Genomic DNA, 23,421 nt, shown 5'->3' on the forward strand with positions numbered 1-23,421 from the left:
CCAATGACAACTAACAAAAATAATGATAAAGACCAAAAAACATTAAACGAGAGTAGCAAGTGTTGTAAATTATAGATTAGCTCAAGAGCTAGTTTAATTTCTTCCCTCCAGAGGAAATTAATGACAACATCTGCGTATTTTTGAAGAATCTGCGAATGAACTTAACTGTGCTAAGAGAGTTACATTTAGTTAGGTCAGATACTAAACCTGACAAGTGAAAAAATCTATCGCTAACTCTACTCTTGATGCACCTAGATAATAGAGGGGAATCGTGATGGATATCGCTGTACAAGTGCAAAATTTTTCTGATATTAATATAACGAGCTTGAAAGAAGCACCAATTCATATTTCCAGCAAAATTCAGCCTCATGGCATTTTGTTGGTTTTAGAGGAGTCAGAATTAAAAGTATTACAAATTAGCAATAATACCTGGGATGTTTTCGGAATTTCAGCCGAAAATATAGTGCAGAAGAAACTAGAAGATCTCATAGATTCCTACCAACTAGAAAGAATTAAAGCTGGCTTATCAGAACAAAATCTAGATTTTATCAATCCCACGAAAATTTGGATCAGAAAAAAAGGTGATGAGTACACAGTATTTGATGCTGTATTTCACCGTAATTCGCAAGGATTCTTGATTTTAGAGTTAGAACCTGCAACTTCCCAAGAAAATATTCCCTTTTTAAGTTTTTATCATTTAGCAAGAGCTTCCATCAATCGTTTAGAAAGCACAAAAAATCTGCGAGAATTTTGTCAAATTATCGTCCAGGAAGTACGGCAAGTAACGGAATTTGACAGAGTCATGCTGTACAAATTTGATGATGATGGACATGGTTCTGTAATTGCTGAGGAAAAAATAGCAAGTTTAGAATCTTATTTAGGTTTGCACTATCCAGAGTCAGATATTCCCAAACCTGCAAGAAACTTATTTATTTCTAATTCAATTCGATTAATTCCCGATGCTCATTCTGAACCTGTACAAATTTATCCCGTTAATAATCCTATCACTGGAAATCCAGTAGATTTAACCAAGTCTAGTTTGAGAAGTGCAGCAGCTTGCCATATAGAATATTTACACAATATGGGTGTGGGTGCTTCCTTAACTATTTCTTTGATTAAAGACCAAAAACTGTGGGGATTGATTGCTTGTCATCATCAAACACCCAAATATATTTCCTATGAACTGCGGAAAGCGTGCGAATTTTTAGGGAGACTGATATTTTCGGAAATTTCCGCCAGAGAAGAAACAGAAGATTACGATTATCGGATGAATTTGACATATATTCAAACTCTCTTAGTAGAATATATGTCCCAAGAGGATAATTTTATTGATGGCTTGGTAAAACATCAGCCAAATCTTTTAGATTTAACCAGTGCTAAAGGAGCAGCGGTTTGTTTTGGAGGAAATTACACTTTAATAGGTGAAACTCCCAAAGAAGAAGAACTGAATTTTTTAGTAGAATGGTTAAAGAATAATATAGAAGATGAGGTATTTTACACTGATTCTTTGCCGAGCATTTATCCTGATGCAATTAGCTTTAAAAATGTAGCTAGTGGGTTATTAGCTATTCCTATTTCTCAGCGAAATTATGTTTTGTGGTTCAGACCGGAGGTAATTCAAACTGTCAATTGGGGTGGAGATCCTCATAAAGCTTTTGAAGTCAATCAATCCCAGGGAAATTTGCGGCTGTGTCCACGTCAATCATTTGAATTGTGGAAAGAAACAGTGAGATTAACATCTCTACCCTGGCAATTTGTAGAAATCAAAGCAGCATTAGAACTAAGAAAAGCAATTGTGAATATTGTTCTGCGTCAAGCGGATGAATTAGCCCAGTTAGCCCATGATTTAGAACGTTCCAATGCGGAACTGAAAAAGTTTGCCTATGTCGCATCCCATGATTTGCAAGAACCACTTAATCAAGTAGCCAATTATGTACAGTTGTTAGAAATGCGCTATGAAGCAAAACTTGACGAAGATGCGAAGGAATTTATTAATTATGCAGTCGAGGGTGTAAGCTTGATGCAAACCTTGATTGATGACGTATTAGCATATTCCAAAGTAGATACTCAAGCGATCGCATTTCAAGCAACAGAAGTAGAAACAGCCTTAGAAAGAGCTTTAAGCAATTTACGCAACCGTATTTCCGAAACAGGGACAACCATTACCCATGACCCCTTACCCACCGTCATGGCTGATAGCACACAAATAATGCAGTTATTTTTGAACCTGATAGGTAATGCCATTAAATTCCGCAGCAACAAACTACCACAAATTCATATAGGTGCGGAGAGACTAGAAGATGAGTGGTTATTTTCAGTGAGCGATAATGGAATTGGCATAGAACCGCAATTTAGCGATCGCATCTTTATCATCTTTCAACGCCTACACACCAGGGACGAATATCCCGGTACTGGTATGGGTTTGGCAATTTGTAAAAAAATTATCGAATGTCATCGGGGGCGGATCTGGGTAGAGTCACAACTCGGACAGGGCGCAACCTTCTACTTTACCATTCCAGCCGGAGGACGTGAGCGTGAGCGTAGAAACGGAAGAAACACACAAAATAATCTTTTTAGTTGAGGATAATAAAGCAGATATTCGCCTGATTCAAGAAGCATTAAAAACTAGTTCACTACCCCATCAGGTAGTGACAGTTAGAGATGGAATAGACGCTATGGCCTATCTCCGCCAAGAAGGTGAATATGCTGATGCAATACGCCCCGACCTCATTCTTCTCGATTTAAACTTACCAAGGAAAGATGGACGAGAAGTGCTGGCGGAAATTAAATCCGACCCCAAACTCAAACGCATTCCCGTAGTAGTGTTAACAACTTCCAAAAACGAAGATGACATTTACCACAGCTACGACTTGCACGTAAACTGTTACATTACTAAGTCCCGCAACCTCACTCAACTATTTCAAATCGTCAAAGGTATTGAAGAATTCTGGTTTTCTACTGCCACCTTACCATCGGAATAAATTCGTAATTCGTAATTCGTAATTCGTAATTCGTAATTCGTAATTGAAAAACTCCTGTAACTCTTGAATGGGTAGGGAACCCCCGCCCCTACTCCTGATAGCGAAGCGTGACGTAAGCCATACTCCTGATAGCGAAGCGTGGCGTTAGTCACACTCCTAAACTCCTGATAGCGAAGCGTGGCGTTAGCCATACTCCTGAACTTCTGAACTCCTGAACTTCTGAACATGATGCCTGTAACCTGCTCAGTAAAAATCTTGTTAATTGAAGACAATCTAGCGGAAGCTAGGTTGTTACAAGAATTTATGAAGCAAGTCCAATCTAAAGAGTTTAGTTTAGTTCATGTCCAAAGATTACGAGATGCATTTCATGAACTAAGTCAGCAGACCTATGATGTAATTTTATTGGATTTAACTTTACCTGATAGTCAAGGATTATCATCATTACCCTTGCTAATAAGTCAATCTCCTAGCACTCCCATTGTCGTTCTCACCAATACTAATGATGAAGAATTAGCAATTGAAGCTGTGCGACAAGGAGCGCAAGATTATTTAGTGAAAAGACAAGTAAATCCAGATGTTTTATTTCGCTCAGTGCAGTATGCAATTGCCAGAAAACAGGTCTTAGAACAATTGCGTACAGTCAATCAAACATTAGAAACCAGAGTTGAAGAAAGAACTGCTGAACTAGTCAAAGCGCAAGAACTATATCAGTTTAAATCTGAATTTGTCTCCATGCTTTCTCATGACATCCGTAATCCATTGAATACTATTCTCTTAGCTGCTGGCTTGCTACAAAATAATGATGACAAATTAAGCAATGAGAAAAAATTAAATCACTTACAGATGATTCGCACCGCCATCAAAAACATGGCGCAATTATTGGATGAAGTTTCATTTATTGGTAAATCTGATTCAGGAAAATTACAATGTCAACTCAGCCACCTAGATTTAGAAGCTTTCTGTCACCAAATACTCGAAGATGCTCATTTAACTGCTTTAGAGAAGCACGTGACTATAGAATTTTCTAGTGTTGGTGACTGTAGATCAACTTTTGGGGATGAAAGTTTATTAAGGCACATTTTAGGAAATTTACTTAATAATGCCATTAAGTATTCCCATCCTCATAGCAAAATTAAATTTGAATTAATTAGTCAAAATCAAACAGTTACTTTCCGGTTTCAAGATTGGGGAATTGGCATTTCTAAAGAAGACCAAAACCAACTATTTCTTCCCTTCCACCGTGGTGAAAATGTCGGTAATATTTCCGGTACAGGTATGGGTTTAGCAATTGTGAAAAAATGTGTTGAAGCACATGGAGGTGAAATTTTAGTTGATAGTCAAATTGATATCGGTTCAACATTTACCGTTAATTTGCCATTGATTAGACCTCATCTTTAATACCCCTCTTCTGTCACTTTCCGAGAATAAAGAATATAATAGTTAAAAGAAAAAACTCTACAAGGTAGGTAGAGCAATGGATGTAGAATTACAAATCCTCAAACATTTACGTCGAGATGCCCACCCAACAGAGGGAGTCATAGATGAATATTGTGAGGAGTACAGAGACATATTCAAAGAAGTAAGAAATTTTGATTCAGTTACTAGCCCTGGACACCATTTCTCTCTGTCTTTCCCAAGCCAAAGTGGTAGACACGATTAGATCCAGATCATTATATTTGGGTTGCCAGCCCAGCACCTTGTGGATTTTATCAGCACAAGCTGTAACGCAGGCTGGATCACCATCACGACGGTCAGTTTCAATAACAGGGAAATCTACTTCAGAAATTGCCTTGACTCGTTCAATGACTTGACGCACACTGTAACCTTGCCCATAACCGCAATTCAGAATTTGGCTTTCTCCACCCATCTCCAGATAGAGTAAAGCCTCCAAGTGCGCTGTAGCCAAGTCTTCCACATGGATATAGTCCCGAATTCCCGTGCCATCTGGTGTGGGAAAATCAGTACCAAAAATTTGCATTTGTGGCTTACGTTTAAGTGCTGCATCACAGGCAGATCTAATCAAATGATTTGTCTTAGGTGATATCTGCCCCAGCTTTCCACTAGAATCGGCTCCTGCTACATTAAAATAACGTAAAATTACGTAACGCAGAGAAGAAGTAATTGCATAGTCCTTAATCAGCCATTCGCTCATCAGCTTTGAGCGTCCATAGGGGTTAATAGGCATGGTAGGGGTAAACTCACTAACTGGATTTTCCCCTACCTCTCCATAAACTGCGGCTGTACTGGAAAAGATGATTTGATTAACACCCATCACATGACAACAGCGGAGTAAATTCAAAGTATTGCGTGTGTTGTTAGCGTAGTAGTCAAGCGGATGGATGATTGATTCTGGTACAATTAGACTGGCGGCAAAGTGCAGCACGGCACTAAATTCATGCTTGGCAAAAACTAGATAAAGATGGTCTAGGTCTGCTAAATCGCCAATAATCAAATCGCCGTAAAGTACTGATTTTGGTGAACCTGTAGAGCAATTGTCATAGACTATAATGTCGTAACCTGCGATACCAAGTTGGCGGACAACGTGGGAGCCTATATAGCCTGCTCCACCAGTTACTAAAACTTTTTTTCTCATCTACCTTGACCTAAAAAAACAACTCGTATGGTTTTGAAGGCGATCGCTAAATCTAACCAAATGGAATAGTTCTTGATGTAATAGAGGTCGTAAGCAAGCTTTTCATAGGCATCTTCAATTGATGCACCGTAGGGATAGAGTACCTGGGCCCAACCTGTTATTCCTGGTTTGACCAAATAACGTAGTTCATAGTAAGGAATCGCTTCTTTCAGCTTGGCATCAAACTCTGGACGTTCTGGACGTGGGCCAATCAAGCTCATTTCTCCCCTCAGCACATTCCAAATCTGCGGTAGTTCGTCGATTCGTAACAGGCGTAGCCAACGTCCTACTCTAGTAACACGAGGGTCATGTTTATCTGCCCACTGTACCCCGCGTTTTTCCGCATCTTGATGCATGGAGCGGAATTTATAAACTCTAAAAGGCTTGCCATACAAACCGGTTCGTAACTGGCTGTAGAATACTGGGCCTGGACTATCTAATTTAATTGCCAGTATCACGAGCAACATTAATGGGGATAAAATTACGAGTAAAATGATTACAAGAATCAAATCTACAAACCGCTTAAGCTTCATAGTGAAGTAACCAGGCATCAAGTGAAACCCAGGGCTAAAAGCGAACCACTTATCCTGTAGTAGGTACGAAGGGAGTTTATACCATAAGGTTTCATAAAAATCCGGAAGCCTGTAAATGGGAATACCTCGCAGCCGGATTTGCATCAATTGTTGTACCTGTGTATCAGAAAACTGAATATTAGTGGCTATGATGACGGCAGACCAAGATTCTTGAATCCATTTGGATAAGTCATTGAAGTTTCCTACATAATTCAGATTATCCAGTTCTAAACTAGTAGGCTTTTGATCACCTTCAGAAGTTAGCACAACTAACTTCCCCAATAGATTTAGCTGTAATAGATTTTGTGTAAATTTGATGGCGCTGTCGCCTGCACCCAGCATCAACCAACGACTTTGCTCAGTACGCGATCGCACCCATCTGGCTGCCAATAGTCTTAACATCACTGCCCAGATGCTAAAGATTCCTAAGCTTGATAGCAAAACGCCCCGTTTAATTAATGTATAATCCACCCAAGCCATTAGCGCAAAAATGAAAAAACCACTTGTAAAAATGCCGATCAGGGTGCGAGCAGGTGTCCTTAATCCCGCAATCTGCCTTTCTGGATGGTAAGTATCAGCCAAATAAAGTCCCACTAGCATTAAGAAAACAAAATAGTAAATTAAAGGATCAAATCCGTTAATTGGTTGGCCTAACCGTAACCAAAAAGCCAATAATAAACAAACATACAAGCCAAAAATATCACCTAAAAACAGCATTATAGGCAGAGTACGTGGTATGTTTGGCAGCTTAGTATTATTTGGAGAACTAATGTAACTGGTAAGAGTCATATATTTTATTAGCTTGTGTTTTGCTCATTTTTGTACAGGTTTTAAATTTCGCGTGGACTTACACATTGACAAGTTAGAAAATATCTAAATTAGCAGCAGAAGTTCAAGATCCAACTACCACACAGTTGAGGTATCCACAGTGCATGATTACTTCTAATGGCAACGATAGATGGCAGTTTATATTGATTCAACAGCATTCCTTTGGGCGATTTATGGAAGAGGGGTAAATACGCCTATTTTAAAAAACTGTTTCCAAGCACTAATTTTTTAGCACCTTTAATGGCAGGTTTATTTGCGCCAACTGTAATAGAATGAATTTTTATTAATGATTCGATTCCATAAAATGATCGATAGATTCCTAAATTCTTCCAACAATTGATGTCAGATATGGTCAAGACAAACTACAGGAAGTTGAGGTCGTCTGGTTTGTCCTAACAAATCTGGTATAGCTTACACCTACAACTCATACATTGATAGAATGAGTTTTTCTTGAGAATGTACTTAAAGTACACATATCACAGCTTTTGTGTCTAGCTTTATGCAACCATATTTTGGAAAATTGGCGTGGTAGAACTTATGCCAAATTGCGCTATTAGATATCTCAAGAAGAAAAATAAAATTCATCTTCATAATGCTTCTATTAATTTACTGGCAAAAGCCAATAATTAGACATCCACCAAGTTTTTATCAAGATTAGCATCAAGTAATTGTGAACTTTAAGTTCATGTTGCATAAGGACTAGACAAATGAATTATGGTATGTGTATTTTAAGTACATCCTCTAAGCCGATAGATGTTATAAACAAATTAGAGATACGTATAAATGTGGAATACTCTGCCCTGTTTAAACCTGTAAACGAAGTTATTTGCAGTAAACTTCAGACTCATAGGCTACAGTTGGAACAGGGATATTTGAGTAATATTTTGACTAGTTCAGTACAGTTAAAAATAAGGTATTTTTTGCTAAAACAAATATGACGAATCTTTGTTATGGCAAGCAAAATGACTTCTTTATTTTTAATAATGAAAATTAAATATCGATCAGCGATAACGTTTTAATATGGAATCTAAACAAGAAGACCAAAATTTATTGGAATTTCAAAATTACTCTCTGGTTTTTAAAAAGTATTGGTTAGTGATAGTAACTGTGATTGCCTTTGTTTTTGGATTAACAGGGTTATTAACTTTCATACAAAAACCAATTTATGAAGCCAAAGGTAAACTACTTTTAAAGCAGAGTGATGCTTCTTCTTTGGCGGGTTTGACTCAAAAAGTGGGAGGACTGACAGGTCTGAGTAATACAAGTAATCCTGTGGATACAGAAGTACAAATAATTCGTTCTAATCCCATAGTTCAAAAAACTATTGACAGACTTAAATTAAAAAATAAACAGGGTAACGCCCTCACAATTGAGGAATTTATCAAAAAACTAAAAGTCACCGGGATTCGTGATACAGATGTGATGGAGTTAACTTACCAAAGTAATAATGCAACAGAAGCTGCGGCAATTGTTAATACTTTGATGAAAATTTACTGGGAAAATAATATACTGATTAACCGAACAGAGACTACATCTGCGAAGGAATTCTTAAGTAAACAATTGCCTCAAATTGAAAATAGAGTGGCACAAGCAGAAGCAGATTTACGCTACTTTAAAGATAAAAATCAAATAGTTTCCTTGGAAGCAGAAGCAAATTTAGGGGTGCAAGAAATTAAGAATTTACTAAGTGATATTTTTAGACAAAAGGCACAACTAGAAGCGGCTAAAAGTCGTTCTATAGGTTTGCAAAACCAGTTGAATTTGAATACTCAAAAAGCCTTTAATCTTTCTACTATAAGTCAGTCTCCTGGTGTGCAACAGGTGCTAACAGAATATCAAAAAGTTCAAGATGATTTAGCTGTAACAAAAACTCGCTTGACCGATGAACATCCAACAGTCAAAAATTTGATCAGCAAAGAAAAAGCCTTGAAACAGCAACTAGAAAAGCGAGTAGGAGACATTGTATATAGTCAAGAATCTATACCAGAAAAAAATTTGCAGATTGGACAATTGAAGCAAACACTGACAGATGAATTGGTGCAATCACAAGTAAATCAGTTGGCATTAGCAACCCAAATCAGCGTCTTGCAAAATGCATTCTTGAGCAGCCAAGCACGATTAAGAATGTTACCCCAACTGGAACAACAACAGCGATCGCTAGAACGACGCTTGCAAGTAGCGCAAGCAACTTATCAACAAGCCTTGAAGCAATTACAAGAAATGGAGGTGGCAGAGAAGCAAAAAGTTGGGAATGTGCGGATAGTTTCAGAGGCTTTGATTCCTGACAAACCTATTTCTCCCAGGATTAGCCTCAATTTAGCTTTAGGAGGATTTTTGGGAGTGCTATTGGGGATTGGTGTAGCACTACTGTTAGAAGCTATGGATAAATCACTGAAGACAGTTGAAGAAGCTAAACAGTTGTTAGGTTATCCCTTATTGGGGAGTATTCCTCGCCTGGGTCATAAAGAAGGAATTGGATCAGAACTGCCCGTTAGAGACAATCCCTATTCATCGGCTAGTGCTGCCTTTGAGATGCTGATGACTAACTTAAATTTCACCCTTTCTGACAAGGAATTACGGGTAATTTTAGTGACTAGTTCCATGCCGAATGAAGGTAAGTCTTTTGTTGCTGCTAACTTGGCAGTAGCAAAAGCACAGATGGGATGCCGAGTGCTGTTGGTGGATGCAGATATGCGTCGGCCTCGGCAACATGAAATTTGGGAACTACCTAATGTCATGGGGTTGAGTAATCTGCTGGTAGGTCAGGGTGAATTAGCAAAAACGGCACAAGTAATGGTTGGTTTAGAACTATTAACATCAGGAACAATTCCACCTAATCCTGTGGCGCTGATTAATTCTCAGCGGATGGATTTGTTAATTAAAGAATATGCTAAAGACTATAACTTTGTTATTATTGATACTGCACCACTAAGCATAGCTGCGGAGACACAAATTCTCGGCAAATTGGTGGATGGAATGTTGCTAGTTGTACGTCCTGGAATGGTTGATTCGCGTACAGCGATCGCCGCCAAGTCGCTGGTGGAGCAGTCAGGGCAGCAAGTTTTGGGCATGGTGGTGAATGGGGTAGCTAATGACATTGACTATGGCTACTACTCTTATCAACAATCTTCTCAAAAATCATGTAATAAAAAAACAGAGAAAAAATTGCCGAATATTCGGGTGTCATGAAGTTTATTGATGGATTGATTAATTAATTATGTCTAATATCTCAACAGCTTTAATTACTCTTGAAGAAAAGATTATTAACCGTACTGCCATTGTCGGGGTGATTGGCTTAGGTTATGTTGGTTTACCTTTTGCAGTAGAAAAAGCCAAAGTAGGATTTCCAGTGATTGGTATAGAACAAAATCCTGTCAGAGCAGAAAAAGTTAATCATGCTGATAATTACATTCCTGATATTAACGATGATGATCTCAAGAAAGTAGTAACTAATGGAAAATTACAAGCTACTACTAATTTTGACCAAATATCAGAAATGGATGTGTTGGTAATCTGTGTACCGACACCACTCAGCAAAAATCTCACTCCTGATTTAAGTTATGTAGAAACTGTTACTCAGGGAATTGCCAAAGGATTAAGAAAAGGGCAGTTGATCACCTTGGAATCAACAACTTACCCAGGAACTACAGATGATGTCATACGTCCAGTCTTAGAGCAAACTGGTTTAAAGCAAGGAGAAGACTTTTTTCTAGCTCATTCTCCTGAAAGAGTAGACCCTGGTAATCAGCGATATACCACTAAAAATACTAATAAAATAGTGGGTGCTTCTGACCCAAATTCTTTAGCTGTTGCCAGGTTATTTTATGAGCAAACGATAGAGAAAGTTGTCACAGTCAATAGTGCCAAAGCTGCTGAACTAGTAAAAGTATTTGAAAATACATTTAGAGCCGTGAATATTGCTTTGGTGAATGAATTAACCTTATTATGTGATCGCATGAGTTTAAATGTCTGGGAAGTTTTAGACGCAGCTAATACTAAACCCTTTGGCATCATGCCTTTTTACCCAGGTCCAGGTGTGGGCGGACATTGCATTCCCATAGACCCACATTATTTGGAATGGAAAGCCAAGGAATTTAACTTTGAAACCCACTTTATTGCTTTAGCAGGAGAAATTAATCGCCGGATGCCGGAATTTGTCCGGGAAAAAACCTGGCGCATTTTGAATAGCTTGGGTATAGCACCAACAAAAGCAAAGGTACTAGTAATTGGCGTTGCTTACAAGAAGGATTTAGGAGACTGGCGAGAATCCCCAGCTATCTCCATAATTAACAAATTATTACAAGATGGGGTGGATATTGGCTATCACGATCCTTATGTACCGGAAATTACAATCAATGGACAGAAACTTTACTCTGTGCCATTAACTGAGGATACCCTGGCAATTCCTGAATTAGTCATTATCATCACCGATCATAGCCAAATTGATTACATTCACTTGGTGCATAAAGCTCAGGCTGTCCTGGATACAAGGGGAGTAACTCGACACCTAAATTGCGCCCAAGAAAAGGTGACACTACTATGAAACAAGTTGTTGTAGTTGGTGCAGGCAATTGGGGTCAGAACCTGATTCAGAACTTCTATGCCTTAGAAGCTTTAGCAGGAATTGCAGAGATTAACCCTGAACTTAGAAGCAAAGCACAAGCTAGATATCCTGATGTTGTTAGCTATGCAGATTTACAGCAAGCATTGGCAAGTGATATTCCCGCAATTGTCTTTGCTACTCCAGCCCCGACCCATTATCAATTTGCAATGGCAGCTTTGGAAGCAGGGAAAGACGTATTTATCGAAAAACCCATGACTCTGCAAACAGAAGCAGCTCGAAAGCTTGCAGAATATGCCGATAAGCATTCCCAGATATTAATGGTAGGGCATTTATTGCTTTATCAACCTGCAATTACTTGGATGCGAGACTATTTAGCCAGTGGTAAAGCCGGCAAGGTACTCCATGTAGCTACCCAAAGAGCCAAATTGGGTAAAGTGCGGCAGGAAGAAAATGTCTGGTGGTCATTTGCACCCCACGATGTTTCCATAGTGCTAGATTTGTTGGGCAATCCGCAAGTGGAACGAGTACAAGCTCATGGACAGGCAATGTTACAGCCAGAAATTGAGGATAATGTCCATGCAGACATCAGATTTCAGGGTGGTCAAACTGCTCACCTCCACACATCCTGGTATTGGCCTCTGTTGCAACGTAGTACGACAGTCATTACTGAACGACAAATGTTGGTATATGACGAAATAGCTCAACAAGTCACAGTCTATGACAAGGGTGTTGACGAGCAGCTAAATAATCGAGACCAGGGTAGTTCAGTTGTCGATATAGCTGCATCAGAACCCCTGAAAATAGAGTGCCAACATTTTCTGCAATGTTTACAAACTCGTGAAAAACCTCGTTCCGATGGCTGGAATGGTGTAGCTGTGGTGGAGATTTTAGAGAAGGCTCAGGAGGCACTACATAGCTGAGGGACTTCCAACTAAAAAAATATTCCATCGTTTGGGTCAGCAGGGAAGCAGGGGTCGCAGGGGGCGCAGGGGAGGAAGAATCTCATACTCATATTGGTTCTCACTCATTGAATAATTTAATTTCTGGAAGTCCCTTAGTTAGTTAAATACTTGTAATTATATGGGAGTTGATTGATGAAGTTTACCTATTTAGGTCATGCTGGCTTTCTATTAGAAACACCGCGCTGCCTTTTTCTTATAGACCCTTGGCTGAGTTCAACAGGCGCATTTGACGCAGCCTGGTTTCAGTATCCTTGTAATCACCATCTTGAGCAACCTCTCTTAAAGTACGTAAAAACTGCAAATAAATCTTTGTATGTATATATTTCCCACGAACATCAAGATCATTACGATACTGAATTCTTAAAAAAGATATGTGTTTGCCACCCACATTTCATTTTACCTAAGTTCACTACACACACTTTTGAATTCATCAATCAATTCTATTCTTCAGATCAGATAACTTTTCTGGCAGATCAAGAACTGATTCATCAAGGAGACTTTTCTGTAACTCTTTTTTTAGAGGAATCTGGTCTTAATAGAGATTCTGCTATTTTATTTAATTGTCAAAACTTTTCTTTCCTGAATCTCAATGATTGTAAAATATTCGATAGAGTTTCTAGTTTAATCTCCACAAAAATTGATATTTTCACAACTCAATTTTCCGGTGCATCTTGGCATCCAATATGTTATGATTATGATGCAGCGTCATACAGAAAAATTTCACTTTCTAAACGAATTAGCAAATTTAAAAATGTTGCTAGAGCAATAGAAATTTTACAACCGAAAATATTTCTCCCTTCGGCAGGACCTGCTTGTTTTTTAGATGATAAGCTATTTAATTTGAATTTTGATGTCAACGGAATTTTTCCTACAGCGGAAGAGTTTATCAAGTGGCTTGAAGAAAATATAGACATTAAAGACACACAAAATATCCATCTTTTACCTGGAGATTTATTGACATTTCCCGATCTCAGTATTCAAAGAAATAAACAACTATTTGATTACCAAAACCGCAGCAAAAAGGCATATTTGTTGGATTATCAACAGGAACTCAGTCACTATATTCGTATGTTGCATGAGGAAAGTAGTAAAACAAAACCGGAACATATTTTCAAACGTCTCAAATACGAACTAGAATTAAAATGCAATATCCTCGGAACTTTTACAGGTGAAACTCGCCCTCTTTACTTCGGTTTGGAAGAACTTCCCAATCTTTTCTGGAAAGTTGATTTAGCAAATCAATGTGTTGAAGCAACTAATAAAATACACGAAAGTGCATTTTATTCAATCATTGCTCCTGCTTGGCAGGTAGAAAGAGTGCTGAATCGTGAAATTCATTGGGAGGACTTTTCTCTTAGTTTTAGATCCCGGCTTCAGCGAATCCCAGATATATATTCTATCATTTGGAATTTATTTATTTTTCGTAACCCAGATGAGTTGGCATGGGCTGTAAAATCCCAAGTCCAGCTTGAGCAAAATAATAGTCGTATTACTGTTGTCTGTCCTATTACAGATAAACAATGGGAAATCAATCAATATTGTCCCCATCAAGGTGCAGATTTATCCATAGCCTGCGTGGAAGATGGTCGATATCTCCTGTGTCCTCGGCACGGATGGAAATTTGATCTTGAAGATAATGGGAGGCTAACTCCAAATGGAAATTTTTCAGTAAACTCACAATCAATAAGTCTCAAAATTGAGGAAGTGGTTGTCAACAAATCTTGAAAATAGAGAAATTTAAAGGTCTTGTCATGGTTAACTATTTTATTCACGAATCAGCTTACGTGGATGAAGGGGCTGAAATTGGAGAAGACACAAAGATTTGGCACTTTTGCCATGTAAGTAGTAGAGCAAAGATTGGACGCAACTGCTCCTTTGGACAAAATGTCTTTGTTGCTAACAATGTGGTCATAGGAAATGGCTGCAAAATTCAAAATAACGTTTCCCTTTACGAAGGGGTAATCCTAGAAGATTACGTTTTCTGCGGTCCCAGTATGGTATTTACCAACATCAAAACCCCTCGTTGTGAATATCCTCGCAATACCAGCAACCATTATCAGAACACATTGGTCAAGCGAGGCGCAAGTATTGGGGCAAATGCAACCATTGTGTGTGGTGTGACGTTGCATGAGTGTGCCTTTGTTGCTGCTGGAGCGGTAGTTACTAAAGATGTACCAGCTTACGCAATGGTAGCAGGAGTTCCCGCAGAGATAATTGGCTGGATGAGTGCCTATGGCGATGTTCTGGAATTTGATGAACATGGTTATGCTATTGACTCTATAAATGCCAAGTATCAGCAAGTCTCCGATATCGAAGTCAGGAAAGTCCCGTGAGAAGGTACTAGCCACCACTGGCTTAAATAGTTTGGAATTGCTGATCTTTTTGCAGTAACCAACCTAGAAAACTAGTAACTTTGTTTTTTGTCAAAACGATTGAAGGAGCTATTTACAACTCATGAATATTCCTGTACTAGACTTAAAACCCCAATATCAAGGTATTCACGCAGAAATTCAAGCAGCAATAAATCGCGTGCTGGAATCAGGTGCATTTATCATGGGGCCAGATGTCAAGCTATTTGAGCAAGAAGTAGCCCAATACCTGGGAGTGAAACACGCCATTAGTGTAAATTCTGGAACTGATGCCTTAGTAATTGGTTTGAAAGCCTTGGGTATTGGTGAGGGAGATGAGGTAATCACCACTCCATTTTCGTTTTTTGCTACCGCAGAATCAATTGGTAATGTCGGAGCAAAGCCAGTATTTGCTGATATTAATCCAAAAAGCTTTAACATCAATCCAGAAGAAATTAGAGCCAAAATTACACCATTTACCAAGGCAATTATGCCTGTTCACCTTTATGGTTGTCCGGCAGCAATGGGACAAATTATGGATATTGCCCTGGAGTATGAACTAAAGGTAATTGAAGATTGCGCCCAATCTTTTGGTGCGTGTTATTACGAAACAGGATCTGATATTAACAATAAATTTACTGGTACAATAGGTGATTTTGGTGCTTACTCATTTTTCCCTTCTAAGAACTTAGGTGCTTACGGTGATGGCGGTTTGATTGCTACCAACAATGACCAAGTGGCAGAGTTAGCTAAAGCTTTACGGGTGCATGGAGCCAAGAAAAAGTATCACAACGAAATGCTTGGTTATAACTCTCGTCTAGATACCCTGCAAGCGGCAATTTTAAGGGTGAAATTACCTCATATTGATGCTTGGAATCATGGTAGGCGTAGAGTAGCAGAAATTTATAACGAATTACTGGCAGATGTGCCAGGGATAATTACGCCAGAATTGGCTGATGGTCATGTATTCCATCAGTATACGATTCGCGTGATTGATGGGAAACGCGAGCAAGTACAGCAATATCTGGCCTCGCAGGGTATTAGCACAATGGTTTATTATCCAATACCGCAAGACCAATTGCCAGTTTATCAAGGTAAATACCCGGTAAACCCAGTGAGTGACAAGTTGGCACAAGAGGTATTGAGTTTACCAATTTGGGCAGAGATGCATCAGTCAACTGTTGAAAGAATAGTACAAGTGCTGAAAAATAGTCAGGTTTAAGCTATTTCCTAACTTTAGTCCAGCAGATTGAATCTTCTATGATTATTTCGTTTTGAGCCATTACAGCTAACTGACCAATTAGGTAGAAAAAATGAAAGCAACTTTAGAGAAATGGAATAAGTATTGGCAAAACATGAAATTGCCTCTTCATCGTTATGAAACAAGTGAACATTATCAGTCGTATGCGAGCGAACTAAAAGTTCTTTTTAGCAATCAAATCCCGCAAACTGTTCTGGAACTTGGTTGCGGAAACGGTGCGCTATACCAGTATCTTGGCTTCAAAGATTCTCAATACAAAGGTGTAGACTTTTCTTCTACCATGCTGGACGAATTTAAAGGGAAGTATCCTCACCTTGACTTAGAAAATGGTGATGCTTCATCATACTGCGATGCAAATAAATACGATTTAATCATCTCTATTGAATTGGCTCAGTATTTTGATATTGACATGATGAATCAACATTTTGCCAATGCAAGAAAGATGGTTCATGAAAACTCACTGTTTATCTGTGCAGGTATTCCATGGAAAAAGCAAAGATTCAAATATCGTATTGGTCAATTATCAGAAAAGGAACAATCAGTACCATTGAAGGTTGCATTGTCGTATTTCAAATGTTTATTCAATGAGCAATTAGGGGATTGGTATGATTTCTCTGATATCAGAAAGTTATGTAAGAAATATGATTTTTCAGTCAATTTCTATGGATCGATGAATTATATGTATAGATTTCATGCAGTTATAAAGCAAAAGTAAAGTAATTGCAGATGAACAACACAAATCAATCCTCTAGAAGCGCTAAGAAAACCAGCTTTGCAGGGGATGTCCTGAAACTTGTTTCAGGAACAGCATTTGCACAAGTCCTAACCATTCTTGCTTCACCATTTCTGACTCGTTTGTACGGACCAGAAGCATTTGGTAAACTTGCTATTTTTTTGTCTGTTACCAGTATCATTGGTGTGATTATTTGTTTCCGTTATGAATTGGCAATCATGTTACCGGAGACTGATGAGGAGGCTGCTAATCTACTAGGGCTGAGTTTGGTATTTGTCGTTTTAATTAGTGTCTTAACCATTCCAATTGTTTGGCTTGGACAATCAGTCTTACTAGAACTGTTGAAAGACCCTACATTAAGTCGTTTCCTTTGCTTGGTTCCACCGATGGTATTCTTCAGTGGAATGGCTCAGGCTCTCAATTATTGGAACTCAAGAACCAAGTACTTTGGCCGTTTATCTATGGCACGAGTATGCCAGTCAGTTACTACAACAGGGATACAATTGGGCTCTGGCTATACAGGTTACGCGACTGGAGGAACTCTAATTGTTGCTAGTGTGGTAGGTTTGGCTATGTCTACACTTATACTAGGAGGGCAAATCTGGCATGATGATGGGAAATTTCTGAGAACCAGTATTAACTGGAACAGAATGCTTGCTGGACTTAGACGATATTCTAAGTTTCCGATTTATGGTATTTGGTCTGCTTTATTTAATACTATTTCATTCCAACTACCAGTATTAATGTTGTCTAATTTTTTCCCTTCTACTGTGGTGGGTTATTATGCCCTGAGTAATCGATTACTTAGCTTGCCAATGAGCATAATCGGTGCAACTTTTTCTCAAGTTTTTTTTCAGCGTGCAACCAAAGCAAAATCAGAAGGCCATATTGTTGAAGTATTTGAGGTAAGTCTTAAATATCTCTTAATCTTGGGGATTTTTCCTTTTCTTGCGCTTACGTTAGTTGGTGATGACATATTTACGGTTTTTTTGGGAAAAAACTGGACCGAGGCTGGTGTCTACTCACAAATACTTGCTTTATGGATTTTCTTAGTATTTGTTGGCTCTCCTGTCCAAACACTGATTGAGGTGTTAGAAAGACAAGAAATTGAATTGTTTTTTAACATTTTCCTGCTGATTTCGCGCTGGTTATCTCTTTTTATAGGTGGTTTGTTTGGTAATGCTCGTTTTACCTTAATTCTCTTCTCTATGACAGGAGTAATAGCATGGCTTTGGATAATTATATGGTTAATATCAAATGCAGGATTGTCAAGAAAGAGAATTACAATTTTCTTGATTAAAAAGCTTGTATTTTGCTTGCCATTTTTAATTATAATTTCTTTGGCTAAATGGGTGTTTGAGTTGAGTCCATTCGTTATTGTTGCCTTATATATTGGGAGTATCATTATTTACTATCTTTTCTGTGTTGGTAGAGATATAAAAAGCAAGTTGAAATTTATATGACCTTCCAAATACAACAAAAATAGTGCTAATTGTTGCTTACGCAATGTATAAATATAAATCACTACAAGTAAAGATATAGCTGTTAATTAGGTTGCATTTAATATTGACAAGCTATAAGCATAACGGTAGATTTTTTAAATAAAAATAAGATGGATAAAATCATGGAAACTTCAATAAAAAATAAGATTCATATTCATTTTTCTCCTCGTTTTGAATGGTTACAATTTTCTAAAAAAATATTTTTTCGCAGTGCAGCATTTGCAAGCCAACAACTACAACAGGAAAAGGAAGTTTTCGATCATCTTACAGATGCGAAATCGGAAGATGAATGGATCGCTGCAATAAAAAAAATAAATAGTTTTTTTGCTGTTGTTCAGCATCAATCAGAGCAGTGCTATGCTGCTGTTGATAGGGTTCGCAGTATTCCACTTTTTTATGGAGTAGAAAATGATAACTTTTATTTGAGTGATGTTGCTAAATGGGTGCAAGAAAAAGTTGGCGATAAAAAACGCGATCCCCTTGCTGAAACTGAGTTCTTATTGACTGGCTATGTAACTGGTTCAGATACTCTTTATCCTCAAGTCAAGCAGCTTCAAGCAGGCGAGTGTTTATTTGTCATAAGCTCGGCTATGGGCTTGCAATTAAGCAAAAGAATCTATTTTCAATATCACCATAAATATTCTGATATGGTAAACGAATCAGAATGGTTGGAACAGCTTGACAAGGTTCTCTATAATATATTTCAGCGATTGACTAATCTAGCTCAAGGGCGGACTCTTGTGATTCCACTCAGTGGTGGCTTTGACTCTAGACTAATTGTGTTGATGTTAAAGCGTATAGGTTATGATAATATCATTACCTATAGCTATGGTAAACCCGGCAATAAAGAATCAAAAATTAGCCAAGAAATAGCTCAAAAATTAAACTTACGATGGGAATTTGTTCCCTATAGTAATGATGCCTGGTACAACTGGTTTCATTCTAATGAAAGAAAGACGCACTATCAAATATCAGATACCTTAAGCAGTTCGTTCCATCTACAAGACTGGCCTGCTGTTTGGGAACTAAAACAGAAATGTCTTATTCCCGAAAATAGTATTTTTATACCAGGACACACTGGTGACTTACTGTCAGGAAAACAGAGTAAGAGTGTTTTTATTGCAAGGCACAGTGATGATTTACTGTCAGAAAAACAGAGCAAGGGTGATCCTAATCTGTATAGATCAGAACAAAAACATATTTTATCTGAGGATTTAATAACAGCTATAATTCAACGTCACTATTGCTTAAGAAGATGGGGAAATCGTGAAAATAGCTATGCTGATGCAATACATAAGAAGATTTTAGCCAGCTTGGGCGAACTCGATTATTTTCCAGATATTGCTAGTGCTTTTGAATCATGGAATGTTAAAGAAAGACAGGCAAAATTCATTATTAATTCAGTTCGGGTATATGAATTCTGGGAGTACGATTGGTGGTTGCCTTTATGGGACTCAGATTTTATATGCTTTTGGAGCAATGTTCCAACTCAGTATCGAATTAATCAAAAACTTTATAAAGTTTATGTGCAAGAGCTTTACTCAAAAATGGTAGGTACAAATCAAAGATTTATAATAGGCAGGAAAATTGATGAAATCAACGATATATTTAAAATATTTGTTAAGAAAACTTCTTTGTACCAACTTGCCAGGTTAATAAACAATATGCGAGAGTATGACAAAAATTCACACAGTTATTATGGTGTTATGCCAAGGCAAAAATTTTATGCTTATTATTTAGGAAAAGAGAGATTTGAAAATTTCAACTCATTTTTGTCATCGGAATATCTTGGTAAGATAGATTTTAAAATTGAGTAATAATCACAAAAGCTAATGTACGTCATTTTGAATAAGCATGATTTCAAATAAGCAAAAATATCGACAAATCTGCAAATCTGAAATAAGCATACCTATATTTTCTCAAGATTGGTGGTTGGATGCTGTTTGTGGCGAAGAATCCTGGGACGTTGTGCTTATTGAAAAGGATGAAAAAATAATAGCCACCCTTCCATATTATAGGCGGGAAAAATTATTCTTTATTGGGTTGAATATGCCTAGTTTAACTCAAACATTAGGTCCTTGGCTGGCTCCATTAACTGGAAAATATGCGACCCAACTGGCTCAACAGAAAGAGATATTCACCGCACTGATTGAGCAACTTCCTCCCTATGACTTTTTCCACCAAAATTTCCATTATTCAATTACCAACTGGCTACCTTTTTACTGGCATGGTTTCACCCAAACTACTCGCTATACTTACGTTATTGAAGATTTAACAGATTTAAATCAAGTCTGGAATAATTTTCAGTCCAATACTCGTAGAGTTATTCGCAAAGCTGAAAAAGAAGTTGTTGTTCATACCGATTTAGAAATTGATAAATTTCTCGAACTCCACACAATGACGTTTCAACGACAGGGGAAAGCACTGCCCTACAATCGAGAACTAGTTCTTCATATAGAGGCTGCTTGCTTAAAACATCAGTCCCGCCAGATATTCTTTGCAGAAGACAATCAAGGACGCATCCATGCAGTCCTTTATCTAATCTGGGATGATTACTCTGCCTATTACCTAATGGGTGGGGGTGATCCAAAGCTCCGCAATAGTGGTGCCATGACTCTACTCATGTGGGAAGCAATTCAGTTTGCCTCTACAGTCACGAAGAAATTTGATTTTGAGGGATCGATGATTGAGCCGATTGAAATTTTTTTCCGAGACTTTGGGGCCAAACAAATTCCCTACTTTCAAGTGACTCACACGAGTCGGCGGATGAAGCCACTCATGGCTGGACGAGACATATTTAAAGCATTGGTAAAACCCGCATAATTTTATGGCGTTAACGATTCAGATTCCAAATACCTATGAGCCGGAAAGACAGTATATTCTTTCAGTTCTAATGACAGAGTTTTTAGATTTAGATATCCAGATTCAGGTAGTCAACAGAAAAAATGTACTCATTACGCGGGATGATCATCACCAGTTATCCATTGCAGATGAGCTTTTTAATACACCATCAGAGCAGTGGTTACAGCCTGTTTCTTTACCCCAAGAACCTTTAAAAGTTTGGGATTTAGCCAGCACACGGTTAAGGGTTACAACTGTTGAGCCGCATATCCCTGTTATCTATGGTAATGACCCAGGTAATCCCGACTTTTTTTGCCAGTCAGAATCGGAAATTTATTTGGGTCTGGATATATTTGGCTCTGCTTTCTTTATGCTCAGTCGTTATGAAGAAGTGGTAAAACCAGAGCGCGACCGACATGATCGCTTTCCCGCTACTGCATCCATAGCCTATCAGGAAGGATTTTTAGATCGTCCTATTATCAATGAATATTTGGAAATACTCTGGGCTTGTCTCAAACATCTCTGGCCTGGATTAAAACGCAAACCTCGCCAGTTTCAAACCTATGTTAGTCATGATGTGGATGAACCATTCAAGTATGCATTTGCTGGTATTTCAAGTTTAGTTAGACAGTGTGGAGGAGACTTAATTAAGCATCGTAATCCAGGGCAAGCCTTGAATACCATTTCACATTGGACTCAGGTTAAAACAGGGAATTTTAATTCAGATCCCTGTAACACCTTTGACATGATTATGGACATTAGCGAAAAGCATAATCTCAAGAGTTCTTTCTATTTTATTACTGACCATAGTGCTGGCAAAATTGACGGAGATTACAGCATAAATCATCCTCTTATTCGTAGTTTACTACACAAAATTCACCAACGTGGTCATGAAATTGGCTTACATACTAGCTACAATACATATAAAGATCCTGTACAAACTAAAAGAGAATTTGAAATTTTAAAGCAAGTTTGTACTGAAGAAGGTATTCAACAAGAATATTGGGGAGGACGGCAGCATTTCTTACGCTGGAGAACTCCAAACACTTTCCAAAATTGGGAAAATGCTGGACTGGATTACGACTCAACTTTATCCTTCGCTGATTTGGCAGGATTTCGCTGTGGTATCTGCTATGAATTTTCTACGTTCAACATCAACACTCGTCAGCCTTTAAAACTCAGAGAACGTCCTCTGATGGTCATGGAATGTACAGTCATTGATAAGCGTTATATGAACCTTGGTCTTGATGGTGATGCTGCTTTGCTGACTATGGATAAATACAAGCAGCGTTGTCAAATTTTCAATGGTGATTTTACACTTTTGTGGCACAACAGTCGTTTAGCAGATCCACTCGAAATCAGAATTTACGAATCCTTAGTGTCGTTATGAAGTTGCTTGTTTCTAATTCTGATAGTTTTTGTATCCTAGACAGAAAGAGGCTTTCATCCTTCTCTAACCCAACCACTGAGGCTACTATATATGTTCGGGGGTTTAATAATATGAAAAATATCCTTAATTTTCTAAGCATACTAGTTTTTTTATTCCTCACGTTATTTCTGCCGTTTTATTTTTGGTATGGCAATGAAAGTATCCTATCACTGCGGAACAGCTATTACTTAATATGTCTGATTTCTATACTACCCTTGTTATTGATTTTTATAATCAATTCTAAGCCTAATACAAGATCATTTATTTTATTTATAGTTTTCCTAATCACCTATTTTTTCTGTAATTTTTCTGTTCTATTAAGCAACTATAGTGATTTTTATATTCAGGAATATGTGGTAAGTGATATCGCTGCCTATTCTTACTGCTTTTTAGCACTTTCATTCAGCATCAGATTTATTCAAATATCCCAAAAAAGATATTTCTTTTTAACGATTATTCTGATATGGTTATCAATTATTTTTTTTGTGATTTCTAGAATTGATTTTACATATTTACAGTCTTTCTATGGAATAGAAGATAAAAAATTTGCTGGAGTGTATTTATATATGGGTGATACTTTTTCACTCGTTTCAATGATGTTAGTGAGCAAAATTATTACTATCAACGCAAATTCGTTAAAGACTAGCTTGATTTGCAGAAAAGGGAAATTAAATTTAAGACATATTATGCTTTGTTTGGCAGCACTTTTAGTGCTACTACTATCTATTATTGTTTTGTTTTTCAATGGATCTAGAGGAGCACTTATTT

Annotated in this window: 17 protein-coding genes; 15 read left to right on the forward strand and 2 right to left on the reverse strand. The window is 37.8% G+C overall.

The window, feature by feature from the left end; all coding sequences use genetic code 11:
• Positions 1 to 274 precede the first annotated feature (274 nt).
• The 3 genes from A0J48_RS13215 (at position 275) to A0J48_RS13225 (ending at position 4,379) form a co-directional block, all read left to right on the forward strand.
• On the forward strand, positions 275 to 2,581 hold the full coding sequence (locus A0J48_RS13215) for a sensor histidine kinase (RefSeq protein ID WP_200323714.1): 2,307 nt from the start codon (positions 275 to 277) through the stop codon (positions 2,579 to 2,581).
• A complete protein-coding gene (locus A0J48_RS13220) occupies positions 2,535 to 2,981 on the forward strand; it encodes a response regulator (RefSeq protein ID WP_200323715.1) in 447 nt (148 codons plus the stop codon). Before A0J48_RS13215 ends, A0J48_RS13220 begins: the two co-directional genes overlap by 47 nt.
• Positions 2,982 to 3,206: 225 nt before the next feature.
• Positions 3,207 to 4,379 carry a hybrid sensor histidine kinase/response regulator gene (locus A0J48_RS13225; RefSeq protein WP_200323717.1) on the forward strand — a complete coding sequence of 391 codons (1,173 nt, stop codon included), beginning with the start codon at positions 3,207 to 3,209 and terminating at the stop codon, positions 4,377 to 4,379.
• A gap of 196 nt (positions 4,380 to 4,575) precedes the next feature.
• Here the strand turns inward: A0J48_RS13225 and galE are convergent, their stop codons facing one another.
• Positions 4,576 to 5,574, reverse strand: a complete 999-nt coding sequence (gene galE, locus A0J48_RS13230) for a UDP-glucose 4-epimerase GalE (RefSeq protein ID WP_200323719.1) — start codon at positions 5,572 to 5,574, stop codon at positions 4,576 to 4,578.
• Positions 5,571 to 6,974 carry a sugar transferase gene (locus A0J48_RS13235; protein WP_200323721.1) on the reverse strand — a complete coding sequence of 468 codons (1,404 nt, stop codon included), beginning with the start codon at positions 6,972 to 6,974 and terminating at the stop codon, positions 5,571 to 5,573. Before A0J48_RS13235 ends, galE begins: the two co-directional genes overlap by 4 nt.
• A gap of 1,059 nt (positions 6,975 to 8,033) precedes the next feature.
• On the opposite strand from A0J48_RS13235, the gene A0J48_RS13240 reads away from it, so the two are divergent.
• The 12 genes from A0J48_RS13240 to A0J48_RS13295 form a co-directional block, all read left to right on the forward strand.
• Positions 8,034 to 10,202 (forward strand): GumC family protein, encoded by a 2,169-nt coding sequence (locus A0J48_RS13240; RefSeq protein WP_200323723.1) that lies wholly within the window; start codon positions 8,034 to 8,036, stop codon positions 10,200 to 10,202.
• A gap of 28 nt (positions 10,203 to 10,230) precedes the next feature.
• Positions 10,231 to 11,556: a nucleotide sugar dehydrogenase gene (locus A0J48_RS13245; protein WP_200323725.1), complete on the forward strand. Its 1,326-nt coding sequence runs from the start codon at positions 10,231 to 10,233 to the stop codon at positions 11,554 to 11,556.
• A complete protein-coding gene (locus A0J48_RS13250; RefSeq protein ID WP_200323727.1) occupies positions 11,553 to 12,497 on the forward strand; it encodes a Gfo/Idh/MocA family protein in 945 nt (314 codons plus the stop codon). Before A0J48_RS13245 ends, A0J48_RS13250 begins: the two co-directional genes overlap by 4 nt.
• Before the next feature lie 174 nt (positions 12,498 to 12,671).
• Complete coding sequence (locus A0J48_RS13255; protein WP_200323729.1) at positions 12,672 to 14,264, forward strand: Rieske 2Fe-2S domain-containing protein; 1,593 nt, start codon at positions 12,672 to 12,674, stop codon at positions 14,262 to 14,264.
• A 26-nt stretch (positions 14,265 to 14,290) separates the two neighbouring features.
• Complete coding sequence (locus tag A0J48_RS13260; RefSeq protein WP_200323731.1) at positions 14,291 to 14,872, forward strand: acyltransferase; 582 nt, start codon at positions 14,291 to 14,293, stop codon at positions 14,870 to 14,872.
• Between the two features lie 121 nt (positions 14,873 to 14,993).
• The gene (locus tag A0J48_RS13265; protein ID WP_200323733.1) at positions 14,994 to 16,109 is read left to right on the forward strand and encodes a DegT/DnrJ/EryC1/StrS family aminotransferase; all 1,116 of its coding nucleotides are present in this window, start codon (positions 14,994 to 14,996) and stop codon (positions 16,107 to 16,109) included.
• A gap of 91 nt (positions 16,110 to 16,200) precedes the next feature.
• Positions 16,201 to 16,863: a class I SAM-dependent methyltransferase gene (locus tag A0J48_RS13270; RefSeq protein WP_200323735.1), complete on the forward strand. Its 663-nt coding sequence runs from the start codon at positions 16,201 to 16,203 to the stop codon at positions 16,861 to 16,863.
• Between the two features lie 11 nt (positions 16,864 to 16,874).
• Positions 16,875 to 18,344 carry a lipopolysaccharide biosynthesis protein gene (locus A0J48_RS13275; protein ID WP_200323737.1) on the forward strand — a complete coding sequence of 490 codons (1,470 nt, stop codon included), beginning with the start codon at positions 16,875 to 16,877 and terminating at the stop codon, positions 18,342 to 18,344.
• Positions 18,345 to 18,505: 161 nt separating this feature from the next.
• Positions 18,506 to 20,200 carry an asparagine synthase-related protein gene (locus A0J48_RS13280; protein ID WP_200323739.1) on the forward strand — a complete coding sequence of 565 codons (1,695 nt, stop codon included), beginning with the start codon at positions 18,506 to 18,508 and terminating at the stop codon, positions 20,198 to 20,200.
• Between the two features lie 37 nt (positions 20,201 to 20,237).
• Positions 20,238 to 21,206 (forward strand): GNAT family N-acetyltransferase, encoded by a 969-nt coding sequence (locus tag A0J48_RS13285; RefSeq protein WP_200323740.1) that lies wholly within the window; start codon positions 20,238 to 20,240, stop codon positions 21,204 to 21,206.
• A 70-nt stretch (positions 21,207 to 21,276) separates the two neighbouring features.
• Positions 21,277 to 22,614, forward strand: a complete 1,338-nt coding sequence (locus A0J48_RS13290) for a polysaccharide deacetylase family protein (protein ID WP_200323742.1) — start codon at positions 21,277 to 21,279, stop codon at positions 22,612 to 22,614.
• Positions 22,615 to 23,006: 392 nt separating this feature from the next.
• The coding region (locus tag A0J48_RS13295; protein WP_200323744.1) for a hypothetical protein at positions 23,007 to 23,421 on the forward strand (415 nt) is incomplete at its 3' end.

This window comes from Sphaerospermopsis aphanizomenoides BCCUSP55 (assembly GCF_001586785.1).
GTDB classification, from domain to species: domain Bacteria; phylum Cyanobacteriota; class Cyanobacteriia; order Cyanobacteriales; family Nostocaceae; genus Sphaerospermopsis_A; species Sphaerospermopsis_A aphanizomenoides_A.

Excerpts from the sequence above, each read along its gene's own strand:
- A0J48_RS13250 (WP_200323727.1), top strand. The coding sequence starts at position 11,553 with ATGAAACAAGTTGTTGTAGTTGGTGCAGGCAATTGGGGTCAGAACCTG.
- A0J48_RS13270 (WP_200323735.1), top strand. The coding sequence starts at position 16,201 with ATGAAAGCAACTTTAGAGAAATGGAATAAGTATTGGCAAAACATGAAA.
- A0J48_RS13285 (WP_200323740.1), top strand. The coding sequence starts at position 20,238 with ATGATTTCAAATAAGCAAAAATATCGACAAATCTGCAAATCTGAAATA.
- A0J48_RS13235 (WP_200323721.1), bottom strand. The coding sequence starts at position 6,974 with ATGACTCTTACCAGTTACATTAGTTCTCCAAATAATACTAAGCTGCCA.
- A0J48_RS13240 (WP_200323723.1), top strand. The coding sequence starts at position 8,034 with ATGGAATCTAAACAAGAAGACCAAAATTTATTGGAATTTCAAAATTAC.
- A0J48_RS13265 (WP_200323733.1), top strand. The coding sequence starts at position 14,994 with ATGAATATTCCTGTACTAGACTTAAAACCCCAATATCAAGGTATTCAC.
- A0J48_RS13255 (WP_200323729.1), top strand. The coding sequence starts at position 12,672 with ATGAAGTTTACCTATTTAGGTCATGCTGGCTTTCTATTAGAAACACCG.
- A0J48_RS13215 (WP_200323714.1), top strand. The coding sequence starts at position 275 with ATGGATATCGCTGTACAAGTGCAAAATTTTTCTGATATTAATATAACG.
- A0J48_RS13280 (WP_200323739.1), top strand. The coding sequence starts at position 18,506 with ATGGAAACTTCAATAAAAAATAAGATTCATATTCATTTTTCTCCTCGT.
- A0J48_RS13275 (WP_200323737.1), top strand. The coding sequence starts at position 16,875 with ATGAACAACACAAATCAATCCTCTAGAAGCGCTAAGAAAACCAGCTTT.
- A0J48_RS13290 (WP_200323742.1), top strand. The coding sequence starts at position 21,277 with ATGACAGAGTTTTTAGATTTAGATATCCAGATTCAGGTAGTCAACAGA.
- A0J48_RS13245 (WP_200323725.1), top strand. The coding sequence starts at position 10,231 with ATGTCTAATATCTCAACAGCTTTAATTACTCTTGAAGAAAAGATTATT.
- A0J48_RS13225 (WP_200323717.1), top strand. The coding sequence starts at position 3,207 with ATGATGCCTGTAACCTGCTCAGTAAAAATCTTGTTAATTGAAGACAAT.
- galE (WP_200323719.1), bottom strand. The coding sequence starts at position 5,574 with ATGAGAAAAAAAGTTTTAGTAACTGGTGGAGCAGGCTATATAGGCTCC.
- A0J48_RS13260 (WP_200323731.1), top strand. The coding sequence starts at position 14,291 with ATGGTTAACTATTTTATTCACGAATCAGCTTACGTGGATGAAGGGGCT.